This window comes from Burkholderia crassaminum (assembly GCF_964265005.1).
Classification (GTDB): domain Bacteria; phylum Pseudomonadota; class Gammaproteobacteria; order Burkholderiales; family Burkholderiaceae; genus Burkholderia.
This window is the reverse complement of record NZ_OZ183800.1, coordinates 2,387,886-2,412,202: the sequence shown is the minus strand read 5'-3', so window position 1 is coordinate 2,412,202 and position 24,317 is coordinate 2,387,886. Positions and strand designations below refer to the sequence as shown.

General features: G+C 65.8%; 22 protein-coding genes. 15 read left to right on the top strand and 7 right to left on the bottom strand.

Going from position 1 to position 24,317, the window contains the following annotated elements:
• Window positions 1-24 precede the first annotated feature (24 nt).
• The 6 genes from ACPTTF_RS27785 to ACPTTF_RS27760 all read left to right on the top strand — a co-directional run bounded on the left by ACPTTF_RS27785 (window position 25) and on the right by ACPTTF_RS27760 (window position 7,284).
• Window positions 25-1,131: an ABC transporter ATP-binding protein gene (locus ACPTTF_RS27785; protein ID WP_423369039.1), complete on the top strand. Its 1,107-nt coding sequence runs from the start codon at window positions 25-27 to the stop codon at window positions 1,129-1,131.
• 77 nt (window positions 1,132-1,208) lie between these two features.
• A complete protein-coding gene (locus tag ACPTTF_RS27780) occupies window positions 1,209-2,255 on the top strand; it encodes an ABC transporter substrate-binding protein (protein ID WP_166953742.1) in 1,047 nt (348 codons plus the stop codon).
• A gap of 111 nt (window positions 2,256-2,366) precedes the next feature.
• Window positions 2,367-3,623, top strand: a complete 1,257-nt coding sequence (locus tag ACPTTF_RS27775) for an ABC transporter permease (RefSeq protein WP_423369894.1) — start codon at window positions 2,367-2,369, stop codon at window positions 3,621-3,623.
• A gap of 37 nt (window positions 3,624-3,660) precedes the next feature.
• Entirely contained in the window at window positions 3,661-4,497 is an 837-nt protein-coding gene (locus ACPTTF_RS27770; RefSeq protein WP_423369038.1) for an ABC transporter permease, read from the top strand.
• Window positions 4,498-4,847: 350 nt separating this feature from the next.
• Window positions 4,848-6,266 (top strand): MFS transporter, encoded by a 1,419-nt coding sequence (locus ACPTTF_RS27765; protein ID WP_423369037.1) that lies wholly within the window; start codon window positions 4,848-4,850, stop codon window positions 6,264-6,266.
• 85 nt (window positions 6,267-6,351) lie between these two features.
• A complete protein-coding gene (locus ACPTTF_RS27760) occupies window positions 6,352-7,284 on the top strand; it encodes a LysR family transcriptional regulator (protein WP_423369036.1) in 933 nt (310 codons plus the stop codon).
• Between the two features lie 14 nt (window positions 7,285-7,298).
• Here the strand turns inward: ACPTTF_RS27760 and ACPTTF_RS27755 are convergent, their stop codons facing one another.
• Together ACPTTF_RS27755 and ACPTTF_RS27750 are read right to left on the bottom strand one after the other, a co-directional pair.
• Window positions 7,299-8,690 (bottom strand): MFS transporter, encoded by a 1,392-nt coding sequence (locus ACPTTF_RS27755; protein WP_423369035.1) that lies wholly within the window; start codon window positions 8,688-8,690, stop codon window positions 7,299-7,301.
• Between the two features lie 186 nt (window positions 8,691-8,876).
• The gene (locus tag ACPTTF_RS27750) at window positions 8,877-10,610 is read right to left on the bottom strand and encodes a S53 family peptidase (protein WP_423369034.1); all 1,734 of its coding nucleotides are present in this window, start codon (window positions 10,608-10,610) and stop codon (window positions 8,877-8,879) included.
• 288 nt (window positions 10,611-10,898) lie between these two features.
• Between ACPTTF_RS27750 and ACPTTF_RS27745 the strand changes: the two genes are divergently transcribed.
• The 4 genes from ACPTTF_RS27745 to ACPTTF_RS27730 all read left to right on the top strand — a co-directional run bounded on the left by ACPTTF_RS27745 (window position 10,899) and on the right by ACPTTF_RS27730 (window position 12,446).
• Window positions 10,899-11,093 (top strand): hypothetical protein, encoded by a 195-nt coding sequence (locus ACPTTF_RS27745; protein ID WP_423369033.1) that lies wholly within the window; start codon window positions 10,899-10,901, stop codon window positions 11,091-11,093.
• A 164-nt stretch (window positions 11,094-11,257) separates the two neighbouring features.
• Complete coding sequence (locus ACPTTF_RS27740) at window positions 11,258-11,581, top strand: ArsR/SmtB family transcription factor (protein WP_423369032.1); 324 nt, start codon at window positions 11,258-11,260, stop codon at window positions 11,579-11,581.
• A complete protein-coding gene (locus tag ACPTTF_RS27735) occupies window positions 11,581-12,012 on the top strand; it encodes an SRPBCC family protein (protein ID WP_166953724.1) in 432 nt (143 codons plus the stop codon). The genes ACPTTF_RS27740 and ACPTTF_RS27735 overlap by 1 nt, the downstream gene beginning before the upstream one ends.
• Window positions 12,009-12,446: a DUF1801 domain-containing protein gene (locus tag ACPTTF_RS27730; protein ID WP_423369031.1), complete on the top strand. Its 438-nt coding sequence runs from the start codon at window positions 12,009-12,011 to the stop codon at window positions 12,444-12,446. Before ACPTTF_RS27735 ends, ACPTTF_RS27730 begins: the two co-directional genes overlap by 4 nt.
• Window positions 12,447-12,572: 126 nt before the next feature.
• On the opposite strand, the gene acnA is transcribed toward ACPTTF_RS27730, so the two are convergent.
• The 5 genes from acnA to ACPTTF_RS27705 all read right to left on the bottom strand — a co-directional run bounded on the left by acnA (window position 12,573) and on the right by ACPTTF_RS27705 (window position 19,744).
• A complete protein-coding gene (gene acnA / locus ACPTTF_RS27725; RefSeq protein ID WP_423369030.1) occupies window positions 12,573-15,290 on the bottom strand; it encodes an aconitate hydratase AcnA in 2,718 nt (905 codons plus the stop codon).
• A 52-nt stretch (window positions 15,291-15,342) separates the two neighbouring features.
• Window positions 15,343-16,794: a bifunctional 2-methylcitrate dehydratase/aconitate hydratase gene (locus ACPTTF_RS27720; RefSeq protein ID WP_423369029.1), complete on the bottom strand. Its 1,452-nt coding sequence runs from the start codon at window positions 16,792-16,794 to the stop codon at window positions 15,343-15,345.
• A 22-nt stretch (window positions 16,795-16,816) separates the two neighbouring features.
• Window positions 16,817-17,332 carry a hypothetical protein gene (locus ACPTTF_RS27715; protein ID WP_011355750.1) on the bottom strand — a complete coding sequence of 172 codons (516 nt, stop codon included), beginning with the start codon at window positions 17,330-17,332 and terminating at the stop codon, window positions 16,817-16,819.
• A gap of 230 nt (window positions 17,333-17,562) precedes the next feature.
• The gene (locus ACPTTF_RS27710; protein ID WP_423369893.1) at window positions 17,563-18,570 is read right to left on the bottom strand and encodes an HpcH/HpaI aldolase/citrate lyase family protein; all 1,008 of its coding nucleotides are present in this window, start codon (window positions 18,568-18,570) and stop codon (window positions 17,563-17,565) included.
• Window positions 18,571-18,757: 187 nt separating this feature from the next.
• Window positions 18,758-19,744: a malate dehydrogenase gene (locus tag ACPTTF_RS27705; protein ID WP_423369028.1), complete on the bottom strand. Its 987-nt coding sequence runs from the start codon at window positions 19,742-19,744 to the stop codon at window positions 18,758-18,760.
• A gap of 288 nt (window positions 19,745-20,032) precedes the next feature.
• Here ACPTTF_RS27705 and ACPTTF_RS27700 point away from each other — a divergent pair, with 288 nt between their 5' ends.
• The 5 genes from ACPTTF_RS27700 (at window position 20,033) to ACPTTF_RS27680 (ending at window position 24,317) form a co-directional block, all read left to right on the top strand.
• Window positions 20,033-20,857: a GntR family transcriptional regulator gene (locus ACPTTF_RS27700; protein ID WP_166954159.1), complete on the top strand. Its 825-nt coding sequence runs from the start codon at window positions 20,033-20,035 to the stop codon at window positions 20,855-20,857.
• A 168-nt stretch (window positions 20,858-21,025) separates the two neighbouring features.
• Window positions 21,026-21,442, top strand: a complete 417-nt coding sequence (sdhC, locus tag ACPTTF_RS27695; RefSeq protein WP_034185792.1) for a succinate dehydrogenase, cytochrome b556 subunit — start codon at window positions 21,026-21,028, stop codon at window positions 21,440-21,442.
• A gap of 4 nt (window positions 21,443-21,446) precedes the next feature.
• Window positions 21,447-21,815: a succinate dehydrogenase, hydrophobic membrane anchor protein gene (gene sdhD / locus ACPTTF_RS27690; RefSeq protein ID WP_011355745.1), complete on the top strand. Its 369-nt coding sequence runs from the start codon at window positions 21,447-21,449 to the stop codon at window positions 21,813-21,815.
• A gap of 3 nt (window positions 21,816-21,818) precedes the next feature.
• The gene (gene sdhA / locus ACPTTF_RS27685) at window positions 21,819-23,594 is read left to right on the top strand and encodes a succinate dehydrogenase flavoprotein subunit (protein WP_423369027.1); all 1,776 of its coding nucleotides are present in this window, start codon (window positions 21,819-21,821) and stop codon (window positions 23,592-23,594) included.
• A 21-nt stretch (window positions 23,595-23,615) separates the two neighbouring features.
• Window positions 23,616-24,317, top strand: a complete 702-nt coding sequence (locus ACPTTF_RS27680; protein ID WP_006479352.1) for a succinate dehydrogenase iron-sulfur subunit — start codon at window positions 23,616-23,618, stop codon at window positions 24,315-24,317.

Here is a 24,317-nt window from a genome sequence, read left to right as displayed (position 1 = left end):
TCGCGAAGCAAGGGGACAGCCACGATGAAGTCCGATGATGTGATCGTCAGCTTTCGCGGCGTGCGGAAGACTTACGACGGCGAAACGCTGGTCGTCAAATCGCTCGACCTCGATATCCACCACGGGGAATTCCTGACGCTGCTCGGGCCGTCCGGCTCGGGCAAGACGACCTGCCTGATGATGCTGGCCGGCTTCGAATTCCCGACCGGCGGCGAGATCCGCCTTGACGGCGAGCTGCTGAACAACGTGCCGCCGCACAAGCGCAACATCGGCATGGTGTTCCAGAACTACGCGCTGTTTCCGCACCTGACGGTCGAGCAGAACGTCGCGTATCCGCTGACCGTGCGCAAGCTGCCGGCCGCCGAGCGCGTGGAACGCGTCGCGCATGCGCTGAAGATGGTGCAGATGGAGCGCTTCGCGAAACGGTACCCGGCGCAACTGTCGGGCGGCCAGCAGCAGCGCATCGCGCTGGCGCGCGCGCTCGTGTTCGAGCCGAAGCTGGTGCTGATGGACGAGCCGCTCGGCGCGCTCGACAAGCAGTTGCGCGAACACATGCAGTACGAACTGAAGGCGCTGCACGAAAAGCTCGGCGTGACCTTCGTGTACGTGACGCACGACCAGGGCGAGGCGCTGACGATGTCCGATCGCGTTGCCGTGTTCGACAAGGGCATCGTGCAGCAGCTCGACACCGTCGACCGCCTGTACGAATCGCCGTGCAACGAATTCGTCGCGAACTTCATCGGCGACAGCAACCGGCTGCGCGGCACCGTCGCGCGCGTCGACGGCGAATTCTGCGAATTCCGGCTCGACGACGGCACGACGCTCGTCGGCCGTCGCATCGGTGACGCAACCGAGGGCGCGCCGGCCGTCGCGTGCATCCGTCCCGAACGCATGAGCCTCGCCGCGCACGGCGCGAACGGGCACGCGAACGGTTCGGCCGCCAACCGGCTGAGCGGCGAGGCGCGCAGCCTCATCTATTTCGGCGATCACGTGCGCATGCGCTGCGCGCTGCCGGGCCAGGACGAGTGCTTCGTGAAGGTGCCGCTCGGCACCGGCGCGCTCGATGCGTTCTCGCCCGGTGCACCGGTCGCGCTCGCGTTCGCACCCGAACACCTGCGCGTGTTCGCGTGAGCAGGGTTTCCCCGATTTTCCGCTGTACGTCGTCAACAACAACTGCCCACTTCCACCACGAGAGGAGAGGAACCACCATGAACCGAGCAAGCTTTACCGCGCGTCGTACCGCGCTGGCACTCGCGCTCGCCGTCGTCGGCGTATCGGCATCGGCTGCCGAGCTCACGGTCGTCAACTTCGGCGGCGCGAACGGCGACGCGCAGAAGGCCGCGTTCAACCAGCCGTTCGAGAAAGCGACCGGCAACAAGGTCACGGCCGTCGAATACAACGGCGAGCAGGCGAAAGTGAAGGCGATGGTCGAGGCGAAGCACGTCAACTGGGACGTGGTCGAAGTCGAGTCGGGCGACCTGAATCGCGGCTGCGACGAAGGGCTGTACGAGAAGCTCGACTGGTCGAAGATCGCGAAGAAGTCGGACCTGATTCCGGAGTCGCCGCAGGTGTGCGGCGTCGGCTTCTTCGTGTGGTCGACGGCGCTGTCGTACAACGCGGACAAGCTGAAGTCGGCACCGACCGGCTGGGCCGATTTCTGGAACGTGAAGAAATTCCCCGGCAAGCGCGGCATGCGCAAGGGCGCGCGCTACAACCTCGAATTCGCGCTGATGGCAGACGGCGTCGCGCCGAAGGACGTCTACAAGGTGCTCGGCACGAAGGCCGGCCAGGACCGCGCGTTCAAGAAGCTCGACGAGCTGAAGCCGAACATCCAGTGGTGGGAAGCGGGCGCGCAGCCGCCGCAGTTCCTCGTCGCCGGTGACGTCGTGATGTCGACCGCGTACAACGGCCGCATCGACGCCGCACAGAAGGAAGGCAAGAACCTGAAGGTGGTGTGGAACGGCAGCATCTACGACCTGGACTACTGGGCGATTCCGAAGGGCTCGCCGAACAAGGCGCTGGCCGAGCAGTACATCGCGTACTCGCTGACGCCGAAGCCGCAGCAGGCGTATGCGCAACACATCGCGTACGGCCCCGCGAACATCGCGGCGATCAAGTCGCTCGACGCGAAGACGCTCGCGAACCTGCCGAACTCGCCGGCCAACGGCAAGAGCGCGGTACTGGAGGACATCGGCTTCTGGACCGACCACAGCGACGAGCTCGAGCAGCGCTTCACCGCATGGGCAACGAAGTAACCGGTCAGGCATCCTGAAAGGTGTCCTGATGCAACCGGCCGCGCGGCGCGTTCATCGCGTCGCGCGGCCTTCCGCCGGATCGTCCCCGGCCGGAGAGAAACGTTGAATACGATGACGATCGCGCCTTCCTCGCCGTCGACCGCCGCGCTCAAGCGCGAGCTGAAGGCCGCCGAAGCCCGCAAGCGCACGATGGCGCTGTTGCTGGTCGCGCCGCTCGCGATTTTCCTGCTGCTCATCTTTGTCGTGCCGATCGGCACGCTGCTTACGCGCGCGGTGCAGAACCCCGAGATCGCGACCGCGTTGCCGAACACGGTCGCCGCGCTGTCGGGCTGGGACCGCAAGGCGCCGCCGGCCGATGCCGCGTATGTCGCGCTCGCGGCCGACATGACGAAGGTGGCCGACAGCGAGGCGATGGGTGCGCTCGCGCGGCGCCTGAACACCGAGATTCCCGGCTATCGCTCGCTCGTCGCGAAGACGGCGCGCGCGATGCCGCTGAAAGGCGACAACGATGCGGCGCTGTCGCCCGCGCAGACGCGCGAGAAAATCATCGACCTCGACTCGCGCTGGGGCGACGTCGCGTACTGGCAGTCGATCGCGAAGAACGGCAGCCAGGTGTCGCCGTTCTACCTGCTCGCCGCGCTCGACCACAAGCAGGACGGCTTCGGCCACATCGTGCAGGCCGATCCCGACCAGTCGATCTACCTCGCGATCTTCGGCCGAACGTTCGTGATCGGCGTTGCCGTCACGCTGTTCGCGCTGCTGCTTGGCTATCCGCTCGCGTACTGGATCTCGACGCTCTCGGCGCGCCGCGCGAACCTCGTGATGATCCTCGTGCTGATTCCGTTCTGGACGTCGGTGCTGGTGCGCGTCGCCGCGTGGATCGTGCTGCTGCAGAGCGAAGGGCTCGTGAACAAGGCACTGATCGGCAGCGGGCTGATCTCGCAGCCGCTCGCGCTGCTGTTCAACCGCGTCGGCGTGTACATCTCGATGACGCACATTCTGCTGCCGTTCATGATCCTGCCGCTCTACAGCGTGATGAAGTCGATCCCGCCGACGTACCAGCGTGCGGCGGTTTCGCTCGGCAGCCATCCGTTCGCCGCGTTCTGGCGCGTGTACGTGCCGCAGACCTATCCGGGCGTCGGCGCGGGGGCGCTGCTGGTCTTCATCCTTGCGATCGGCTACTACATCACGCCCGCGCTGCTCGGCGGGCCGAACGACCAGATGGTCAGCTACTACGTCGCGTACTTCACGAACGTGACGATCAACTGGGGCATGGCGTGTGCGCTCGGCGGGCTGCTGCTCGCGGCGACGCTCGTGCTGTACGCGGTGTACGGGCGCTTCACGCGTACCAACGTGAGCCTCGGCTGAGCGCCGCGCGCAACGAAACGGGAAGGGGAATCCGACCATGAAATTCGCCAGGCCGCTGTTCGCGCCGCACATGTCGTTCGTCGAGCGCGCGTGGTACGTCGCGCTGCGCGTGCTCGTCGTGCTGACGCTGCTGTACCTGATCCTGCCGGTGCTCGCGATCGTGCCGCTGTCGTTTTCGTCGAGCACGTTCCTCGTCTATCCGATCCCGGGGTTCTCGATGCGCTGGTACGAGAACCTGATTGCATCGGACGAGTGGCGGATGGCCGCGAAGAACAGCTTCATCGTCGCACCGTCGGCGACCGTCGTCGCGACCGTGCTCGGCACGCTTGCCGCGATCGGCCTCACGAAAGCCGACTTCCGCGGCAAGGGGCTGCTGATGGCCGTGCTGCTGTCGCCGATGATCGTGCCGGTCGTCGTGGTCGGCGTCGGCATGTACCTGTTCTTCGCGCCGCTCGGGCTCGCGAACACCTACACGGGGCTGATCGCCGCGCACGCGGCGCTCGGCGTGCCGTTCGTCGTGACGACGGTCGCCGCGACGCTGCAGGGCTTCAACCAGAACCTCGTGCGCGCGAGCCTGTCGCTCGGCGCGAATCCGGTGTCGACTTTCTTCCGCGTGACGCTGCCGGTGATCGCACCGGGCGTGATGTCGGGCGCGCTGTTCGCGTTCGCGACGTCGTTCGACGAAGTGGTCGTCACGCTGTTCCTCGCGGGCGCGGACCAGACGACGCTGCCGCGCCAGATGTTCACGGGCATCCGCGAGAACATCAGCCCGACGATCGCCGCGCTTGCGACGATCCTGATCATCTTCTCGACGAGCCTGCTGCTCGCGCTCGAATGGCTGCGCGGCCGTAATGCGCGGCGCGCGGTGACGTGATCTGAGCCGGCGCGACGGCGGCGCGCGCACGGCATGCTTCGGCGCATGGCCGATGCGTGGTGCCGCCGGCAGACGCGGCCGGGCCGCCGTCAGCGCCGACACGACGAAGATGGGCACTCGCCCGGAACGCCGCCCGGCGCTCGTTGAGCGCTCAACGATGCCGCGCGCAACGCACGGCATCGCGCAAGCTTTCGTTTACCTGACTGACGTGGCGGCCGCCTGCACGTTCGATGCGGCTCTGCAACAATACGGGGCGCGGCGGCGCGCGTTCCGTGCGGTGCGACCGGAACGCCGCCGCGAGTCCAATCCGCGACGCGGCGCAACGCGTCGCTCGTCAGCCGAGCCTCATCTTGTCCGAATTCGCTTCCCCCGCCGGTGCGCATGAGCCGGCCGTCAACTGGCGCGCGATGTCCGCCGTGCTGCTGGCCGTCGCGCTCGCGACGCTCGACACCGCGATCGCGAACACCGCGCTGCCCGCGATCGCCGCCGACCTGCATGCATCGCCGGCCGCGTCCGTGTGGATCATCAACGCCTACCAGCTCGCGATGGTCGCGACGCTGCTGCCGTTCGCGTCGCTTGGCGACATCGTCGGTCACAAGCGCGTGTATATCGCCGGGCTCGCGGTGTTCACGCTCGCCTCGCTCGGCTGCTCGCTCGCGTCGACGCTGCCAATGCTGACGGCCGCGCGGATCGTGCAGGGCTTCGGCGCGAGCGCGATCATGAGCGTCAACGTCGCGCTGATCCGTGGCCTGTTCCCCGCGCACCGGCTCGGGCGCGGCGTCGGCTTCAACGCGCTCGTCGTCGGCGTGTCGTTCGCGGTGGGGCCGACCATCGCGTCGCTGATCCTGTCGGTCGCCGCGTGGCCGTGGCTGTTCGCGGTGAACGTGCCGCTCGGCGTGTTCGCGCTGGCAGTGGCGATTCCGTCGCTGCCGCAGACGGCGCGCGGCAAGCATGCATTCGATCCGGTCGCGGCATTGTTCAACGTGATCACGTTCGCGTCGCTGATCTTCGCGCTCGGCGAATTCGCGCAGCGCGGGCCGCTTTCCATCGTGTTCGCGTCGGCCGCGGTTGCGCTCGCATTCGGCTGGCTGCTGATCCGCCGCCAGGCCGGGCACCCGGCGCCGATGCTGCCGGTCGACCTGTTTCGCCGGCCGGTGTTCACGCTGTCCGCGCTGACGGCAGTGTGCGCGTTCGCCGCGCAGGGGCTCGCGTTCGTGTCGCTGCCGTTCTATTTCGAAACCGTCCTGCATCGCAACGCGGTCGAGACGGGGTTCCTGATGACGCCGTGGTCGGCGATCGTCGCGCTCGCCGCGCCGATCGCGGGGCGGTTGTCGGATCGCTACCCGCCGGGCCTGCTCGGCGCGATCGGTCTTGCGTTGCTGAGCGCGGGCATGGTGTCGCTCGCCGCATTGCCGGTGTCCCCGAGCGTCATCGACATCGGCTGGCGGATGATGCTGTGCGGCGCGGGCTTCGGCTTCTTCCAGTCGCCGAACCTGAAGGCGCTGATGTCGAGCGCGCCGCCCGAGCGCAGTGGTGGCGCGAGCGGGATCATCGCGACCGCGCGGCTGATCGGGCAGGCGACGGGCGCGGCGCTCGTCGCGCTGTCGTTCGGGATCGCGGGGCGCCACGGGCCGACGCTCGCGCTGATGCTCGGTGCGGGGTTCGCCGGGGCCGCGAGCGTCGCGAGCGGGTTGCGACTCTTTGCGCCGTCGCATCGGGCCGGCGCGCCGGCAGTATCCGAGCGCGTGAGCGAGCGGGCGGCGGAATAGCGGGCGGGGCGCGGCATGCCGGCGTCCTTGACCGAACGCGCGGTCGGGCGCAACGTGCAATTTCACATCGAATTCGCGGGCACCTATGAATCTGCGCAGCGTTGACCTGAATCTGCTCGTCGCACTCGATGCGTTGCTGACCGAGAAGCACGTGACGCGCGCCGCGACGAAGGTGGGGTTGAGTCAATCGGCGATGAGCAGCGCGCTCGGACGTTTGCGGATGCTGATGCACGACGAGTTGCTGATACGCAATGCCACGGGCATGGAGCCGACGCCGCGTGCGCTGGAACTGGAAGCGCCGCTGAGGCAACTGCTTCGCCAGGCGGAGCGGCTCCTCGAGTCGGACGGCTCGTTCGATCCGGGAACGACGCCCCGACACTTCCGGCTGAGGATGTCCGACGTGCTCGAATATCTGCTGATGCCGCCGTTGCTGGCGCAGCTCGAGCAGGAGGCGCCGGGCGTGACGCTCGACGTGGTGCACCTGTCGCCGGGGCAGACCGTGACCGCGCTCGATGCCGACGATATCGATGTCGCGGTGAGCATGGATCTGGAGCATGCGGGTGCGGTGCAAGCGGCGCCGCTGTTCGACGATCGCATGGTCTGCGTGATGGCGCGGGAGCATCCGCGTGCTGCCGAAGCGTTGACGCTCGACCTGTTCCTGTCGCTGCCGCATCTCAAGGTTTCCATCAGCTCGACCGATGGGCGTTATGTCGATGCAACGCTCGCCGGGATGCGCCGCGCCCGGAACGTGGTGCTCAATGTCCCGCACTGGCTGGTCGTGCCGCATCTGTTGCGCCATTCGTCGATGGTCGCCGTGATGTCTGCGCGCCTGGCCGAACGTTTCGCGGAAGACGGCCTGGTGCTCAAGGCGCTGCCGTTCGAGTCAGCGGGCTTCCATTGGTCGATGTACTGGCACCGGCGCCACGACGGCGTACCGGCGCACATCTGGCTGAGGGAGAGGATTCGCGAGGCGGCGAGGCCGCTGCGGTTGCTCGACGCGCAGCGCGCGGCAGGCTGAACGCAGTCGATGCGTCAAGCATGTCGCCAGTGCGGCAATTGTCGAAGGCAGCTGATCGCCGCACCCATCAGGGCAAAGACGCTGCCGGCCCACAGCGCGACGATCGGGCCACCGTGCCCGGAGACGTGAAAGCACAGGGCGACCAGCGCCGCGCCGAGGGTCTGCCCGAGCAGGCGGGCCGTCGCAACGATGCCGCTGGCGCCGCCGCTGCGCTCGGCCGGTGCACTGCCCATCAGCGCCTTGAGGTTCGGTGCCTGGAAGAAGCCGAATCCGGCTCCACACATCATCATGCGCCACACGATATCGAGCGTCGAAGGCGCGGGCGGCAGCATGGCCAGCGACGCCATGCCGATGCACAGGATGAAGAGGCCGACGGTGCCGAGTATGCCCGCCGGGTATCGGTCGGCCAGGCGGCCGGCGACGGGCGCCATGATCGCCACCACGACAGGCCACGGCGTCATCAGGAAGCCGGTGTCGACCTGGCTGTAGCCGAGGCCGGCTTGCAGGAAGAACGGCAGCGACACGAACGCGAGGCCTTGCGTCGCGAACGAGCACACCGACGTGGCCGCGGAAAGGGCGAATACCGGCCGTCGAAACAGGTCGGCGGCGAGCAGCGGAGCGGGATGATGTGCCTGGCGCTTCAGCAGCATGTAGCCGAAGGCTGCCGCGACGATCCATTCAGCCATGACCGTCGGCGACAGGCCGTCGTGCGAAACCGTCCCCAGTCCGAGTATCAGTAATGCGAAGCAACCGGCGCACAGCAGCGCGGCGGTGACATCGAAGCCGTGCCGGGCACGCTCGGTGATCGGCAAGGTGCGGGCCGCCAATGCGACGGCAAGCAGGCCGATAGGGACGTTGACCAGAAACAGCCAATGCCACGACGTGACCGACAGGATGGCCGACGCGACGGTCGGGCCCACGGTGAACGAAACGGCGACGACGAGTGCGTTCAACCCGACGCCGCGTCCGAGCAGCCTGGCCGGGTACGCAAAACGAATCAGCGCGGTGTTGACGCTCATGATCGCGGCCGCCCCTATGCCTTGCAACGCACGCGAGGCTGCGAGCGCGGGGAGCGACCCGGAGACGCCACACGCGAGCGAGCTCGCGGTGAACAGGATCAGCCCGGCGATGTAAATGCGCCGATGGCCGAGTATCTCGCCGAGCGAGGCAAAGGGCAGCAAGGTCGCGACCATCGCAAGCTGATACGCGTTGACGACCCAGATCACCGAGGCAGGATCCGTGTCGATGCTGCTGCCGATGGTCGGCAGCGCGGTATTGGTAATGGCCGTATCGAGGTTGGCCATCGCAACCGCGAGCGAGATGGCGAGCAACGCCGCGATTCGCTGTCGCGCAGGCAGGCCGTCGTGAAGATGCGGGCCGAGAGGGGGCAGGTTGGTCGTCGACATCGCGGGCAGTGCAGGTTTTGTGAATGCCCACTGTCGCATCTGTCCGGTAATTGATCCAACGGATGTTTGTTATGTCGAGATTGATGCGGTGGATAGTACCGATGCCGCGACTCGAGCGGCGTGCGTGCTGTGTTCCGCCAGCCGGCACGCGACGACCACCGCCGCGCGCCGGCCTTCACGCTTCGCTTAGAACCCGCCCGACTTGATCAGCTGGTTGAGGTTCGCGATGTTCAGGCTGCCGAAGCCGGTCGTGTAATCCCAGCCGGTACCTGCGTTATAGCCATACCCCTGATAGCCGTTGTTTCCCGACACCACGTCGTAGCGCACGAGCGACGGGTTCGACGGAATGTCGGCGTAGAACTTGCCGGCCGGGAAACCGAGGCCCGTGCCGTTTGCTGCGAGCAGGCGCGCCCAGAGGCCCGTGAAGATCGGCGCGGCGAGGCTCGTGCCGCCGATCTGCTGCAACTGGCCGTAGTTGTAGATGTACGCGCCGGTGCTTTGCGCGGCGTCGAACGCGACGTCCGGCAACTGGCGGTTGCTGCCCGACTGCCACGACGGTGCGGGCAGGATCGTGCTGACGCCGCCGCCCGTCGCCCACAGCTTGCCGTTGCCGTCGAGGCCTTCGTTCCACACCGTTTCGTTCGAGAACGCACCCGACGACGACGTGTAGAGCGTCGTGCCGCCGATCGCGAGCACGTGCGGCGACGAAGCCGGCCACGACACCGTGTAGTTCGAGCCGTCCGGATAGCCGCGGTTGTTGCACTCGTACACGCCTTCGTCGCCCGACGACACCGAGAACGTCTGGCCTTGCGCCGCGGCCGTCGTGAAGATCTGCTCTTCGGCGTCGATCGTGCCGTCCGCGTTCGCGTCGGTCTCGCACCAGCCGAGCGACACGTTGATCACCTTCGCGGTGTTGTCCGACACCGCCTGGTTGAACGCCTGCGTGAGGCCCGTGTTGCCGCTTGCGTTGAGGTCTGCCATGTAGAACACGAGCTTGCCGACCTGGCCGCCGGCCGAGCCGACGATCGACTGGCTGTCGAGATCCCATTCGCCCTGGCCGTCCTGGTCGTCGGTGTAGCTGCCGCCCGAGCCGTTGGTCTGGACGGTCTGCGTCGAGACGGTGGCGTAACCGTTGCTCGACGTGAACTGCTGCAGGTCCTGCAGCGTTTGCGATACGCCGCCGATCGTGATGATGCCGACGGTGACGCCGGCCGCAGTCGGCACGCCGGTTGCGTTGTAGAGGCCCGGGAATTCCTTCGGATAGTGGCCGGTCGCCGTGCCAGCCGCGAGCGCCTGCGGCTTCGACACGTTGCCGATGCGCAGCAACGGCCGCGCGCGTGCGACGCTCTGCAGCCCGAGCACCGAGCCGACGACATCGCCGAGCGCGCGCGGCACCTGCGCGGTCGACGTGTTGGCGAAGCCCGAGCGGCCCGCGTATTCGAAGTGCGCGAGCGACGTGTTGAATGCGGTCTTCACGGTGGCGGCCGTGCCGCGTGCGGATACCAGCAACCGGTTCGGTGCGACCTCGACGTTCACGAAACCGCTCTTGTGCAGATAGTCGACGACCGATTTCACCTGAGCTGCGGTCGGCGCATAGCTGGCGAGGAACTGCGCGTGCGTGAGGTACTGGCGGTAATGCGCGCTGCCCGGTCGGTTCACGTCGCGCGCCAGTTGCTTGAGTTGCGCGGCATTGCGCAGCTTCAGGCTGACGACGACGTTGGTCGTTTCGCCGGCCGCGAGTTCGAGCGACGGCGCCGCGCTGCGCGCCATCAACTGCGGGCCGGTCAGAAAGGCCTTTGTATGGGTGTCGACCCAGTCCGTCGCCGCATGCGCCGCAGCGGCGGCGAACACGAGCGGTGCCACGCACGCAAGGCGGCGGGGCGACGGCAGGGGCAGGGCAAACCAGGCGTTCCTTTTCATCGGGAGTCCTTTTTAGGAGAGACGACGTTGCTGGAGCCCTCGACCCTTGTGGGATCGCGAGCGGTGACGAGCGTAGGGCGTCGCTGCCGTTCCGGTAGCTGCCAGTTTCCATAGCTGTCAGTTCTGACATCGCGGCGTGTGCGCGCATGCACTGCGTCGTACGCGCAAGCGATCGTGGCTGCGGCGAAGGGAACCGGTTCGCGACACGACGGAGCGGCAATGCACGACGTTCGCACGCACGAGTCGCTCGTCGCGGTGCCGGAACGTGCGCGATCGCGGAGCGGATCGATGCGTGAACGCATGGCGCGCAACCGGTCGTTGCCGCGCGCCGCGTCGCACTATGTGGTCAAACGAAGCGACGCGGCCGCAACGGATTCGCGCATGCACAAAAAAGGGGCCGGCCGAGCGCAAACGTTTCCCGAACTGTGGAACAGCGCGTCGGGCAGTCTTGCAGGCGGCTTTCGGATCGCGTGTCGCCCATGAGGATTAGAGGAAACGCTCGAATTCCGACGCGGGCGCGCGCCAGCGCGGCGGGCGGCAGCCCCGCACGAGCGTGCCCGGCGATGTTCATGAAATTCCGCCTTGACGCACGTCGATCAGTGAATATCCTTCAATCCATAACCAACGGGTTATGAATTGTGAACGACATGCAGAACGCACACGACATGCTTTTCAGGACGCTTGCCGATCCCACGCGCCGCGCGCTCTTCGAGCGGCTGTGCGCGGACGGCGAGCTGACGGTTGCCGCGCTGACGGCCCGTGCGGGCGTCTCGCAGCCGGCCGTCTCGAAGCATCTCGGCGTCCTGAAGCAGGCCGGGCTCGTGAGCGACCGTCACGAAGGCCGGCAGACGCACTACAGCGCGCAGCCGCAAGCGCTGGCCCCGCTGATCGACTGGACGAGCCAGATGGCGGGCTTCTGGCAGAACCGGTTCGATGCCCTCGAAGATCTTCTGAAAAGGATGGACCAGTAATGAACCAGGCCACCACCGAAACGCGCTCCGTCGTCGTCGATCGCGAGCTGCCGCATCCGCCGGAGAAGATCTGGCGCGCACTCACGCAACCGCACCTGATCGAGGCGTGGCTGATGAAGAGCGACTTCGAGCCCGTCGCGGGCCGCGCGTTCAGCTTCCGCGCCGACTGGGGCTCGGTCGACTGCACGGTGCTGGCGATCGAGCCGCCGCGCACGCTGTCCTACACGTGGGCCGCGTACGGCCTCGAAAGCGTCGTCACGTGGACGCTCACGCCGACGCCGGCCGGCACGCACCTGCGGATGGAGCAGGTCGGCTTCCGCACGGACCAGGAGCAGGCATACCGCGGTGCGCAGCACGGCTGGGTCCGGTTCCTCGATTCGCTCGAACAGGTGCTGGCGCGCCCCGACGAAGGCACGGAGGCCCGCGCATGAGCACAACGGACCTCACGCCGTCGGAGCGCATCGACGCGCTGATCGCCGGCATCGCCGACTGGCGCGGCAAGACCTTCGCCGACCTGCGCCAGACGATCCTCGCTGCGCAGGCGGGCATCGTCGAGGAATGGAAATGGATGGGCAGCCCCGTCTGGTCGTGCGACGGGATGATCGCGGTGGCGAACGCGCACAAGGGCAAGGTGAAGCTGACGTTCATGCACGGTGCGCAGTTGCCCGATCCCGACCAACTGTTCAACGACGGCCTCGACGGCAATGCACGACGCGCGATCGATCTGTTCGAAGGCGACCGGCTCGACAAGCGGGCGCTGAAGAACCTCGTGCGTGCGGCGATCGAATACAACCGGACGCATCTGAAGAAGAACACGCGGCGAGCGGGCGCAGCCACGAAAGCGCGGGCCGACAAGGCGGCGTGACGCGCAGCACGACCGGCCACGCCGCGTAGCGCCGCGCAGGCAAAAAAAAGCCCGACACGAGGTCGGGCATCCAAATCGGCCGCAACCGCCCGCGAGGCGGCTGCGGCACCTGCAAAAGCAGGGCGCTTACGCTGCGAGCAGCGAGCGCAGCACGAACGGCAGGATACCGCCGTGCTTGTAGTAGTCGACTTCGATCGGCGTATCGATGCGCAGCAGTACCTGCACGCGCTGCGTTTCGCCGTTCTTGCGGTTGATCACGAGCGTGACGTCCTGCTGCGGCTTGAAGTCGTCGCCGAGGCCTTCGATGTCGTACGTCTCGTCGCCGGTGATGCCGAGCGACTGGATGCTGTCCGAGCCCTTGAACTGCAGCGGCAGCACGCCCATGCCGACCAGGTTCGAGCGGTGGATCCGCTCGAAGCTGCGTGCGATCACGGCCTTCACGCCGAGCAGCTGCGTGCCCTTCGCGGCCCAGTCACGCGACGAGCCCGTGCCGTATTCTTCGCCCGCGAACACGACGGTCGGCGTATCGGCGCCGACATACTGCATGGCCGCGTCGTAGATCGACTGCTGTTCGCCGCTCGGCTGATGGATCGTCAGGCCGCCTTCGACGCGCGAGCCGTCCGCCTTCGCCGGGATCATCAGGTTCTTGATCCGGACGTTCGCGAACGTGCCGCGCATCATCACGTCGTGGTTGCCGCGGCGCGAGCCGTAGCTGTTGAAGTCGGCCTTCTGCACGCCGTTTTCCTTCAGCCACTTGCCTGCCGGCGAGTCTTCCTTGATCGAGCCTGCCGGGCTGATGTGGTCGGTCGTGACCGAGTCACCGAAGATGCCCAGTGCGCGCGCGCCCTTGACCGTCGGGATCGACGCAGCCGGCTCCATCGAGAAGTCGTTGCCGAAGAACGGCGGCTCGGCGATGTAGGTCGACTTCGGCCAGTCGTAGACCTGGCCCGATTCGCCCTCGATCTTGCTCCAGAGGTCGCCCTTCTTGGTCAGCTTCGAGTAGTTGTCCTCGAACTTCTTCGGATCGAGCGCGAACTTGAGCAGCGCGTGGATTTCATCGCTCGTCGGCCAGATGTCGCCGAGGTAGATGTCGCGGCCGCCCTTGCCCTTGCCGACCGGCTCGGTCATCAGGTCGCGCGTGATGTTGCCGGCGATCGCGTACGCGACGACCAGCGGCGGCGACGCGAGGAAGTTCGCGCGGATGTTCGGGTGGATACGCGCTTCGAAGTTACGGTTGCCCGACAGCACGGCTGCCGCGACGATGTCGTTCTTCGTGATCGCTTCGTTCAGCTCCGGCGTCAGGTCGCCCGCGTTGCCGATACAGGTCGTGCAGCCGTAGGCCGCGACTTCGAAACCGAGCTTCGACAGGTAGGGCAGCAGGCCCGTCTTCGTCAGGTACTCGGTGACGATGCGCGATCCCGGCGCGAGCGAGGTCTTGATCTTCGGATCGACCGTGAGGCCGGCCTCGACCGCCTTCTTCGCGAGCAGGCCGGCGGCCAGCAGCACGCTCGGGTTCGACGTGTTCGTGCACGACGTGATCGCGGCGATCAGCACGTCGCCGTTCTTCACGTCGACGTTGTTGCTCGTCGTGTACTGCGTGTTCAGGTCGTCCGCCTTCTTCGCGAAGCCGTTGTCCGCGACCGGCTTCGAGAACAGGTCGGTGAACGTCGACTTGACGTTGCCGATCTCGATGCGGTCCTGCGGACGCTTCGGGCCGGCCAGCGACGGCGCGACCGTCGCGAGATCCAGCGTCACGACCTTCGTGTAGTCGATGTCGCCGGCCTTCGGGATGCCGAACAGCTTCTGCGCCTTGAAGTAGTTTTCGAACGCGGCGATTTCCGCCTTCGTGCGGCCCGTGCCTTCGAAGTAGTCGATCGTCTTTTCGTCGACCGGGAAGAAGCCCATCGTCGCGCCGTATTCCGGCGCCATGTTGCCGATCGTCGCGCGGTCCGGCAGCGACAGCGACTTCGTGCCTTCGCCAAAGAATTCGACGAACTTGCCGACGACCTTCTCCTTACGCAGCATTTCGGTGATCGTCAGCACCAGGTCGGTGGCCGTCACGCCTTCGCGCAGCTTGCCCTTCAGCTCGACGCCGACGACGTCCGGCGTCAGGAAGTACACCGGCTGGCCGAGCATGCCGGCTTCCGCCTCGATGCCGCCCACGCCCCAGCCGACCACGCCGATGCCGTTGATCATCGTCGTGTGGCTGTCGGTGCCGACGAGGGTATCCGGGTAGTACACGGTGTCGCCGCCGTCCGCCTTCTTGTGGACGCCGCGCGCGAGGTATTCGAGGTTCACCTGGTGGACGATGCCGACGCCCGGGGGCACGACCTTGAAGGTGTCGAAGGCCTGCATGCCCCACTTCATGAACTGGTAGCGCTCGTTGTTGCGCTGGAATTCCAGTTTCATGTTCAGGTCGAGCGCGTCCTTCTGGCGGAAGTAGTCGATCTGGACCGAGTGATCGACGACGAGATCGACCGGGACCAGCGGCTCGATCTTCTTCGGGTTCTTGCCCGTGCGCTCCGCGACGCCGCGCATGGCCGCGATGTCGGCGAGCAGCGGCACGCCCGTGAAATCCTGCAGCACGACGCGCGACACCACGAACGGAATTTCGTCGACGCGCTTCGCGGTCGGCTTCCAGTTCGCGAGCTGCTCGATGTGCTCCTCGGTGATTTTCTTGCCGTCGTAGTTGCGCAGCACGGACTCGAGCACGATACGGATCGACACCGGCAGGCGTTCGATCTTCGTCTTCAGTTCCTTGCCGAGCTGCGGCAGCGAGTAGAACTTGCCTTTACCGGAACCGCTGTCGAATTCCTTGAGGGTCTTGTGGAGATTGTGGGCCATGGTGATTTTCCTGGGTTTAAGGCTAGGAAACAAAGAGTCCTGTAGATGACGGCTATATCACATACAGATCGACGTACTCATCGACCGGCATTGCTTCGAGCTTTGCCTGGTCCAGCGACACGTCGAGAATCGCTTGTTGCTGCTTTGCCGGGAAACGGCGGGCAAGGTTGGTCCTGAACTTCTCGACCAGGAGCGGGATGCCTTCGGCACGCCGCCGCTGATGGCCGAGCGGGTAGTCGACCGCCACCTCGGCAAGCTTCGACCCGTCCGTGAACTCGATCGTCAGTGCATTCGCGATCGAGCGCTTGTCCGGGTCGTGGTAATCCTTCGTGAACTGCGGATCCTCGACGCACACGGTTTTCGCGCGCAGCGCGTCGATGCGGGGATCGGCGGCGGCCGAATCTTCGTAGTCGGCCGCGGTCAGCCGGCCGAACAGCAGCGGCACGGCGACCATGTACTGGATGCAGTGGTCGCGGTCGGCCGGATTGGCGAGCGGACCCTGCTTGTCGATGATGCGGATCGCGGCCGCGTGCGTGCGGATCGTGATCCGGCTGATCTCGTCGGTCGTGCGGCCCGCGGCGGCGAGCTGCGCGTGCAGCTGCAGCGCGGCCTCGGCGGCCGTTTGCGCGTGGAATTCGGCGGGGAACGCGATCTTGAACAGCACGTTTTCCATCACGTACGTGCCGTACGGGCGCTGGAAGCGAAACGGCTTGCCGTCGAACAGCACGTCGTAGAAGCCCCAGGTCTTTGCGGTGAGCGCCGACGGGTAGCCCATTTCGCCCGTTTTCGCGATCAGCGCGAGGCGCACCGCGCGGGACGTGGCGTCGCCGGCTGCCCATGATTTGCGCGAGCCCGTGTTCGGCGCGTGGCGGTAGGTGCGCAGCGCCTGGCCGTCGACGAACGCGTTGGACACAGCGTTGATCAGCTCGTCGCGCGTGAGCCCGAGCAGGCGGCCGACGACGGCCGTCGACGCGACCTTCACGAGCAGCACATGGTCGAGCCCGACCGCATTGAACGAATTTTCGAGTGCGAGGCAGCCCTGGATCTCGTGGGCCTGGATCATCGCGACCAGCACGTCGCGCATCGTGAGCGGCTTCCGGCCGGCCGCGACGGCCGTGCGGGAGAGCCAGTCGGCCGTCGCCAGGATGCCGCCGAGATTGTCGGACGGATGGCCCCATTCGGCGGCGAGCCAGGTGTCGTTGAAGTCCAGCCAGCGGATCATCGCGCCGATGCCGAACGCGGCCTGGACGGGATCGAGCTGGAAGGACGTGCCGGGCACCTTCGCGCCGTTCGGCACGATCGTGCCGGGCACGACGGGGCCGAGCAGCTTGGTGCAGGCAGGGTAGGACAGCGCCTCGAGTCCGCATCCGAGCGTGTCGATCAGGCAATGACGCGCCGTCTCCAGCGCGAGCGCGCTGTCGATACCGGCATTCAGCACGTAGTCGACGATATCGACGAGTACCGTATCCGGAGCAGGGCGGACGTTGGAGACCGGGGCGGACATCGAGGGGCCGATGGGAACGCGCTTAGTTCGTTGCCGGCTTCAGTTCGTTCGACTGCGTCGGTGCCGGCGTGCCTTGCGTCATTTCCGGCGTCACGCATTCGTCCGCGAGGCGCTCGCCGCCGTTTGCGTCGGAGAACAGCATCGCCTTGGTCGGGATCACGATCAGCTTGAAGCCTGCTGCCGGATCATAGAACGTATCGGCGCCCGTCGTCGTGGCCTGACGCGGCAGCTTGTAGTTCTTCTTCGCCCAGTGAACCGTGACCACTTGGTCACGCTTCATGTCACCGGCGAGGTCGAACGACAGACCTTCCTTGCAGGACCACTTGACCGCGCCGTCCGGTACCGGATCGACCTTGGCGGCGGCACGTGCCTGTGCCTTCTTGCTGCGCGGGATGATGCGCTTGGCCGGCGCCGGGCGCTTGGCCGTTGCCTTCTTCGCGGTCGTCGTGGTCGTACCCTGGGCAAACGCGCTCGGAGCCGACACCAGCATCGTGGCGGACAAGGCGCCGATGGCGGTAGCGATCAGGAGTTTCTTCATGGAGTCAGAACCTTTCGATAATCAGTTGACAAGGGTCGGCAATCGAAACTGCCGGCCGGTTTGAAACTGCACGCGCCCCGAAAGCGCGCAGCGGCCGCTATTTTCACCTATTTGGCCGCGTACATATCAGGTTTTCGGGCTCCGTTACGTTTTTTGTCGTTTCGCAAACCTCTATCCGGTTCGCGCCCCGTCGAATGCATGAAACTCGTGTATCGGCCGGCGGCGCGCGCTTACGGCGCGCTGCCCTTGGCGGCCGGGCCGAACAGCGGCGCGGCCTCGGCCGGCACGGGCTGGCCGGTGGCCCGCGCGCGGCGCAGCACCGACCAGTAATACCGGTAACTCGCGCGATCGTGCAGCGTATCACCGTGGCGCGTCGGCCCCCAGTCGGCCGCCTGCGCGGCCAGCAGGATCTCGGCGGCCAGCGCGACCTCGTCGGTGCGCGGCGCGAATGCGTCGACGATCGGGCGGATCTGCGCGGGGTGGATACTCCACATCCGCGTGAAGGCGAATTCGTCGCGCGCGCGGCGTGCATCGGCGGCGACGACGCTCATGTCACGCACCTCGGTCGTCACGTTGTGCGACGGTGTCTTGCCGTGCGCGTGGCAGGCCGCGGCGATTTCCAGCTTCGCGCGGCGCACGAGCGGATGCTCGAACTGGCCGGGCGAGCGCATCGCGGCATCGGGAATCGCGCCATGGTGCGCGGAGACGAAATCCATCAGCCCGAAGCTCAGCGTGCCGACCGTCGGCAGCGCGGCGAGGGCGGCCGCCTGCGCGAGCGCGCCGTGCGTCTCGACCAGCACGTCGACCGGGATCGGCTGCGTAATGCCGAGCTCGCGGCGCGTGCCTTCGATGAACGCGGTCATTTCGGCTGCATCGGCGGCACTCGCGATCTTCGGGAGCGTGATGTAGGCGGGTGCGCGCGACGCACGCAGCACGATGCGCACGTCGTCGCGCCAGTGCGGATGGGAAAAGTCGTGGATGCGGACGCCGACGCGGCCGAAGCGGTTTTCGTCGCTGCCGAGCAGGTCGGCGACGAGTGCCGCGTGCGCGGCTTCCTGGCCGACGGACGCGCCGTCTTCGCAGTCGAGCGTGATGTCGAATACGGGACCCAGCTCGGCCTGCAGCGCGAGCGACTTGCGCATCAGCTTTTCGCTGCCCGCGTAGTGATCGCAGCAGGGCAGGATCGCGGGCGGGGACGCCCCGTCGTACAGCACTTGTGCAGGAGTGAGCACGGCCATCTCGTCTACGTCAGGGAAGCGGGTCAACGTGGAGAAAATCGGATTCGGGCAGGTTCTGGGCCGGTGCGCGGCGGGCGCGGGGCGGCAAAACGTGCGCGGATCGGATCGTTCGGCAGGGCCGGCGGCTGGCGCCGGCCCGGGCCGGAACCGGGTGGCCCGAGGGCCGCCCGGCAAAGGCGCGTGATGCTTAGTTCTTCAGCAGGTGGGCGACGCCATCGCGCTCTTCGAGCAGCTCGGCCAGCGTGCCGTCCATCTTCTCGCGCGAGAACGCGTCGATTTCCAGGCCTTCGATGCGCTTGTACTCGCCGTTTTCGCAAACGACCGGCACGCCGTAGATGATGTCTTCGGGGATGCCGTACGAGCCGTCCGACGGGATGCCCATCGTGACCCACTTGCCGTTCGTGCCGAGGGCCCAGTCACGCACGTGGTCGATCGCTGCGTTGGCTGCCGACGCTGCCGACGACAGGCCGCGCGCTTCGATGATCGCCGCGCCGCGCTTGCCGACGGTCGGGATGAACGTGTCGCGGTTCCACACGTCGTCGTTGATCAGCTTCAGCAGCGATTCGCCTTCGGCGGTCGCGAAGCGGAAATCCGGGTACATCGTCGGCGAGTGGTTGCCCCACACGGCGAGCTTCTCGATCGACGCGACCGGCTTGCCCGACTTCGCTGCGAGCTGCGACAGCGCGCGGTTGTGGTCGAGGCGCAGCATGGCCGTGAAGTTCTTCTTCGGCAGATCCGGCGCCGACTTCATCGCGATGTATGCGTTCGTGTTCGCCGGGTTGCCGACGACCAGCACCTTCACGTCGCGGCTGGCGACTTCGTTCAGCGCAGCGCCCTGAACCGTGAAGATTTCAGCGTTTGCCGACAACAGGTCCTTGCGCTCCATGCCCTTCGAGCGCGGACGTGCACCGACCAGCAGCGCGACGTCTGCATCCTTGAATGCAACCTTGGGATCGTCGGTGATTACGACGCCCGCGAGCAGCGGGAACGCGCAATCGTCGAGTTCCATCACGACGCCCTTGACGGCGCCTTGGGCTTGCGGGAGGTCGAGCAGTTGCAGGATGACCGGCTGGTCCTTGCCGAGCAGGTCGCCGTTCGCGATGCGGAACAGCAGGGAGTAAGCGATTTGACCTGCGGCGCCGGTGACGGCAACGCGCTTTGCGGGCTTAGCCATTGAAAATCTCCAGGACGGTTGAAGCGTTGGACGCTAGCGAAAACGCCATTCTATGCGCGTTGTGCGTAACGTTGCATTGAAGCAGGGCGGAGGACTCGCGATGGCAGACGCGGTGAACCTGGAGACGGCCGTGGCACGTAGCCGGGGACGCGCTGTTGCACCCGCGAACCCTTGCTCGACCGGGAGTGTAGGAGCCGTCACGCGCAAAGTCAAACGGTATCATATGTCTTATATAAGACAGATGTTTTGCGGAAATTGAGTGGACGAAAAAGTGCGGTTTGTGATGAAATGCGCGCCATGACATCGAACCAGGCGAATACCGCGAATCAGACCGGCGCAGGCGGCCCAGGGCAGCCGGGCGCGGGCGATCCCGCACCGTCGCCTGCGGCGCCGCCGTCGCCGACGTTCAGCCCGTTATACCAGCAGATTAAGTCATTGATCACGCAAAGTCTCGAAACCGGTGAATGGAAGCCGGGCGAGATCATCCCGAGCGAAGTGGAGCTCGCGGCCCGCTACAAGGTCAGCCAGGGCACCGTTCGCAAGGCGATCGACGAGCTGGCCGCCGAAAACCTCGTGGTCCGGCGGCAGGGCAAGGGTACTTTTGTTGCGACGCACAATGAGGACCGCGCACAGTTCCGCTTCCTGCGCCTGCTGGCCGACGACGGTGCCGAACATCCGCACGTAAGCCGCCTGCTCGAATGCCGGCGCCTGCGTGCGCCGGCCGAGATCGCGCGGCAGCTCGACCTGAAGCCGGCCGATCCGGTCGTGCAGGTGCGCCGCCTGCTGGAGTTCGAGAACGAAGTGACGGTGCTCGACGAGATCTGGCTGCCGGGCGCGATGTTCCGCGGGCTCACGTTCGAGCGGCTGAGCGAGTACAAGGGGCCGCTCTACGCAATGTTCGAGACGGAGTTCGGCACACGGATGATCCGCGCGACGGAGAAGATCCGCGCGGTGGCGGCGGAGCCGGCAGTGGCCGACCTGCTGCACGTGCCGGCGGGTTTTCCTTTGCTGTCGGTCGAGCGCGTGTCCTATACATACGGAGACCGGCCGGTGGAAGTGCGTCGCGGCTGGTATGTCACAACCGGGTACTACTATCAGAATGACTTGAGTTGAGTAGCTTCGGCTCAAGCCGAGTGCTTCGCGATTCCCACGCTCGCGAAGCACGTTTCGGGCCGCCTTTGTTCTTGTTCGCGCAACTATCCAGAGCAGACTTTCGCTGCAGCGCGATATAAAAAGGCGCTAAAATCGCGGATTAGTGTGACAACATAGTAGGGGTCTAGCATGACTGATGCAGTAAGAAAGCCGAGGCCGGAATACCGGAACATCGGATTCGGCGATATCACGATGAAATATCGCATGCCGCTGGCAGCGATATTGTCGATTCTCCATCGAGTCAGCGGCGCGCTGCTGTTCTTGTTCCTGCCGTTCCTGCTGTTCCTCTTCGACCAGAGCCTCACGTCCGAGCTCAGCTTCGAAGTCTTCAAGGCTTTCCTCTCCAACATCATCGTCAAGCTGATCGTCCTCGCACTGTCGTGGGCCTTCTTCCACCATTTCTGCGCCGGCATTCGCCACCTGCTGATGGACGTCAACCACGACGCCGTCACGAAGGAAGGCGGCAAGCGGACGGCAGTCGTCGTCTTTGTCGTCTCGATCGCCCTGACGATCGCCATGGCACTCAAACTGTTCGGAGCATTCTAAGAAAATGGCAGCCAATAACCGAATCGGCTCGAAGCGCCTCGTCGTCGGCGCACACTACGGCCTGCGCGACTGGCTTGCGCAGCGCATCACCGCCACGATCATGGCAGTCTACACGGTCATTCTGCTCGTCCTGTTCTTCGGCGCGCACGATTTCTCGTACGAAGGCTGGGCATCGATCTTCGCCGCGCAATGGATGAAGCTCGCGACCTTCGTGATGCTGCTTTCCCTCTTCTACCACGCATGGGTCGGCGTGCGCGACATCTGGATGGACTACGTGAAGCCCGTCGGTGTGCGCCTGCTGCTGCAATCGCTGACCATCGTCTGGCTGCTCGCATGTGCGGGCTACGCCGCGCAGATTCTCTGGAGAGTGTAAAGAATGGCTGCAATCAAATCTAACCTCCCGCGCCGCAAGTTCGACGTGGTGATCGTCGGCGCGGGCGGCTCCGGCTTGCGCGCAGCGCTGCAACTGTCGCGCGCGGGCCTGTCGGTCGGCGTGCTGTCGAAGGTGTTCCCGACGCGTTCGCACACGGTGGCCGCGCAGGGCGGTATCGGTGCATCGCTCGGCAACATGAGCGAAGACAACTGGCACTTCCACTTCTACGACACGATCAAGGGCTCCGACTGGCTCGGCGACCAGGACGCGATCGAATTCATGTGCCGTGAAGCGCCGAACGTCGTGTACGAACTCGAGCACTTCGGCATGCCGTTCGACCGCAACGCGGACGGCACGATCTACCAGCGCCCGTTCGGCGGCCACACCGCGAACTACGGCGAGAAGCCGGTCCAGCGCGCTTGCGCGGCCGCCGACCGTACCGGTCACGCGCTGCTGCACACGCTGTACCAGCAGAACGTCGAAGCGAAGACGCAGTTCTTCGTCGAATGGATGGCGCTCGACCTGATCCGCGACGCGGAAGGCGACGTGCTCGGCGTGACGGCCCTCGAGATGGAGACGGGTGACGTCTACATCATGGAAGGCAAGACGACGCTGTTCGCGACGGGCGGCGCAGGCCGGATCTTCGCGGCATCGACCAACGCGTTCATCAACACCGGCGACGGCCTCGGCATGGCTGCGCGTTCGGGTATCGCGCTGCAGGACATGGAGTTCTGGCAGTTCCACCCGACCGGCGTGGCCGGCGCGGGCGTGCTGATCACCGAAGGCGTGCGCGGCGAAGGCGGTATCCTGCGCAACGCGAACGGCGAGCGCTTCATGGAACGCTATGCACCGACGCTGAAGGATCTGGCGCCGCGTGACTTCGTGTCGCGTTCGATGGACCAGGAAATCAAGGAAGGCCGTGGCGTGGGTCCGAACAAGGATCACGTGCTGCTCGACCTGTCGCACATCGGCGCCGAGACGATCATGAAGCGTCTGCCGTCGATCCGCGAAATCGCGCTGAAGTTCGCGAACGTCGACGCGATCAAGGAACCGATCCCGGTCGTCCCGACGATCCACTACCAGATGGGCGGCATCCCGACCAACATCCACGGTCAGGTCGTCGGCACGTCGCGCGGTCACAAGGATCCGGTCAACGGCTTCTACGCAGTGGGCGAATGCTCGTGCGTGTCCGTGCACGGCGCGAACCGCCTCGGCACGAACTCGCTGCTGGACCTCGTGGTGTTCGGCCGTGCGGCCGGCAACCACATCGTCGAGCACGTGAAGAACCAGAAGGAACACAAGCCGCTGCCGGCCGATGCAGGCGAATTCTCGCTGGCACGCCTGGCGAAGCTCGACAAGTCGACCTCGGGCGAATACACGCAGGACATCGCGAACGACATCCGCTCGACGATGCAGAAGCACGCAGGCGTGTTCCGCACATCCGAACTGCTGAAGGAAGGCGTCGACCAGATGGCCGGCCTGGCAGCACGCGTGGAAAACATCCACCTGAAGGACAAGTCGAAGGTGTTCAACACCGCGCGCGTCGAAGCGCTCGAGCTGGAGAACCTGATCGAAGTCGCTCGCGCCACGATGGTGTCGGCGGAAGCGCGCAAGGAAAGCCGTGGCGCGCACGCACACAGCGACTACGAACACCGCGACGACGAGAACTGGCTGCGCCACACGCTGTGGTACAGCGAAGGCGATCGCCTCGACTACAAGCCGGTTCAAATGAAGCCGCTGACGGTCGAATCCGTGCCGCCGAAGCCGCGCACGTTCTAAGCCGAGTCAAAGGAATCCGAAATGGCAAAACGCATTTTTGAAGTCTACCGCTACGATCCGGACAAGGACGCAGCGCCGCGCATGCAGACGTACGAGCTCGAGATCCAGCATGAGCGCATGCTGCTCGACGCACTGGTGAAGCTGAAGGCACTGGACGAGACGTTGTCGTTCCGCCGTTCGTGCCGTGAAGGCGTGTGCGGTTCGGACGCGATGAACATCAACGGCAAGAACGGTCTCGCGTGCCTGACGAACCTGAACGACCTGCCGCAGAAGATCGTGCTGCGTCCGCTGCCGGGCCTGCCCGTCGTGCGCGACCTGATCGTCGACATGACGCACTTCTTCAACCAGTACCACTCGATCAAGCCGTACCTGATCAACGACGCGCCGCCGCCGGAGAAGGAACGTCTCCAGTCGCCGGAAGAGCGCGACGAGCTCGACGGCGTGTACGAGTGCATTCTGTGCGCGAGCTGCTCGACGTCGTGCCCGAGCTTCTGGTGGAACCCGGACAAGTTCGTCGGCCCGGCCGGCCTGCTGCAGGCTTACCGCTTCATCGCGGACAGCCGCGACACGGCCACCGGCGAGCGTCTCGACAACCTGGAAGACCCGTACCGTCTGTTCCGTTGCCACACGATCATGAACTGCGTCGACGTTTGCCCGAAGGGCCTGAACCCGACGAAGGCGATCGGCAAGATCAAGGAACTGATGGTTCGCCGCGCGGTTTAA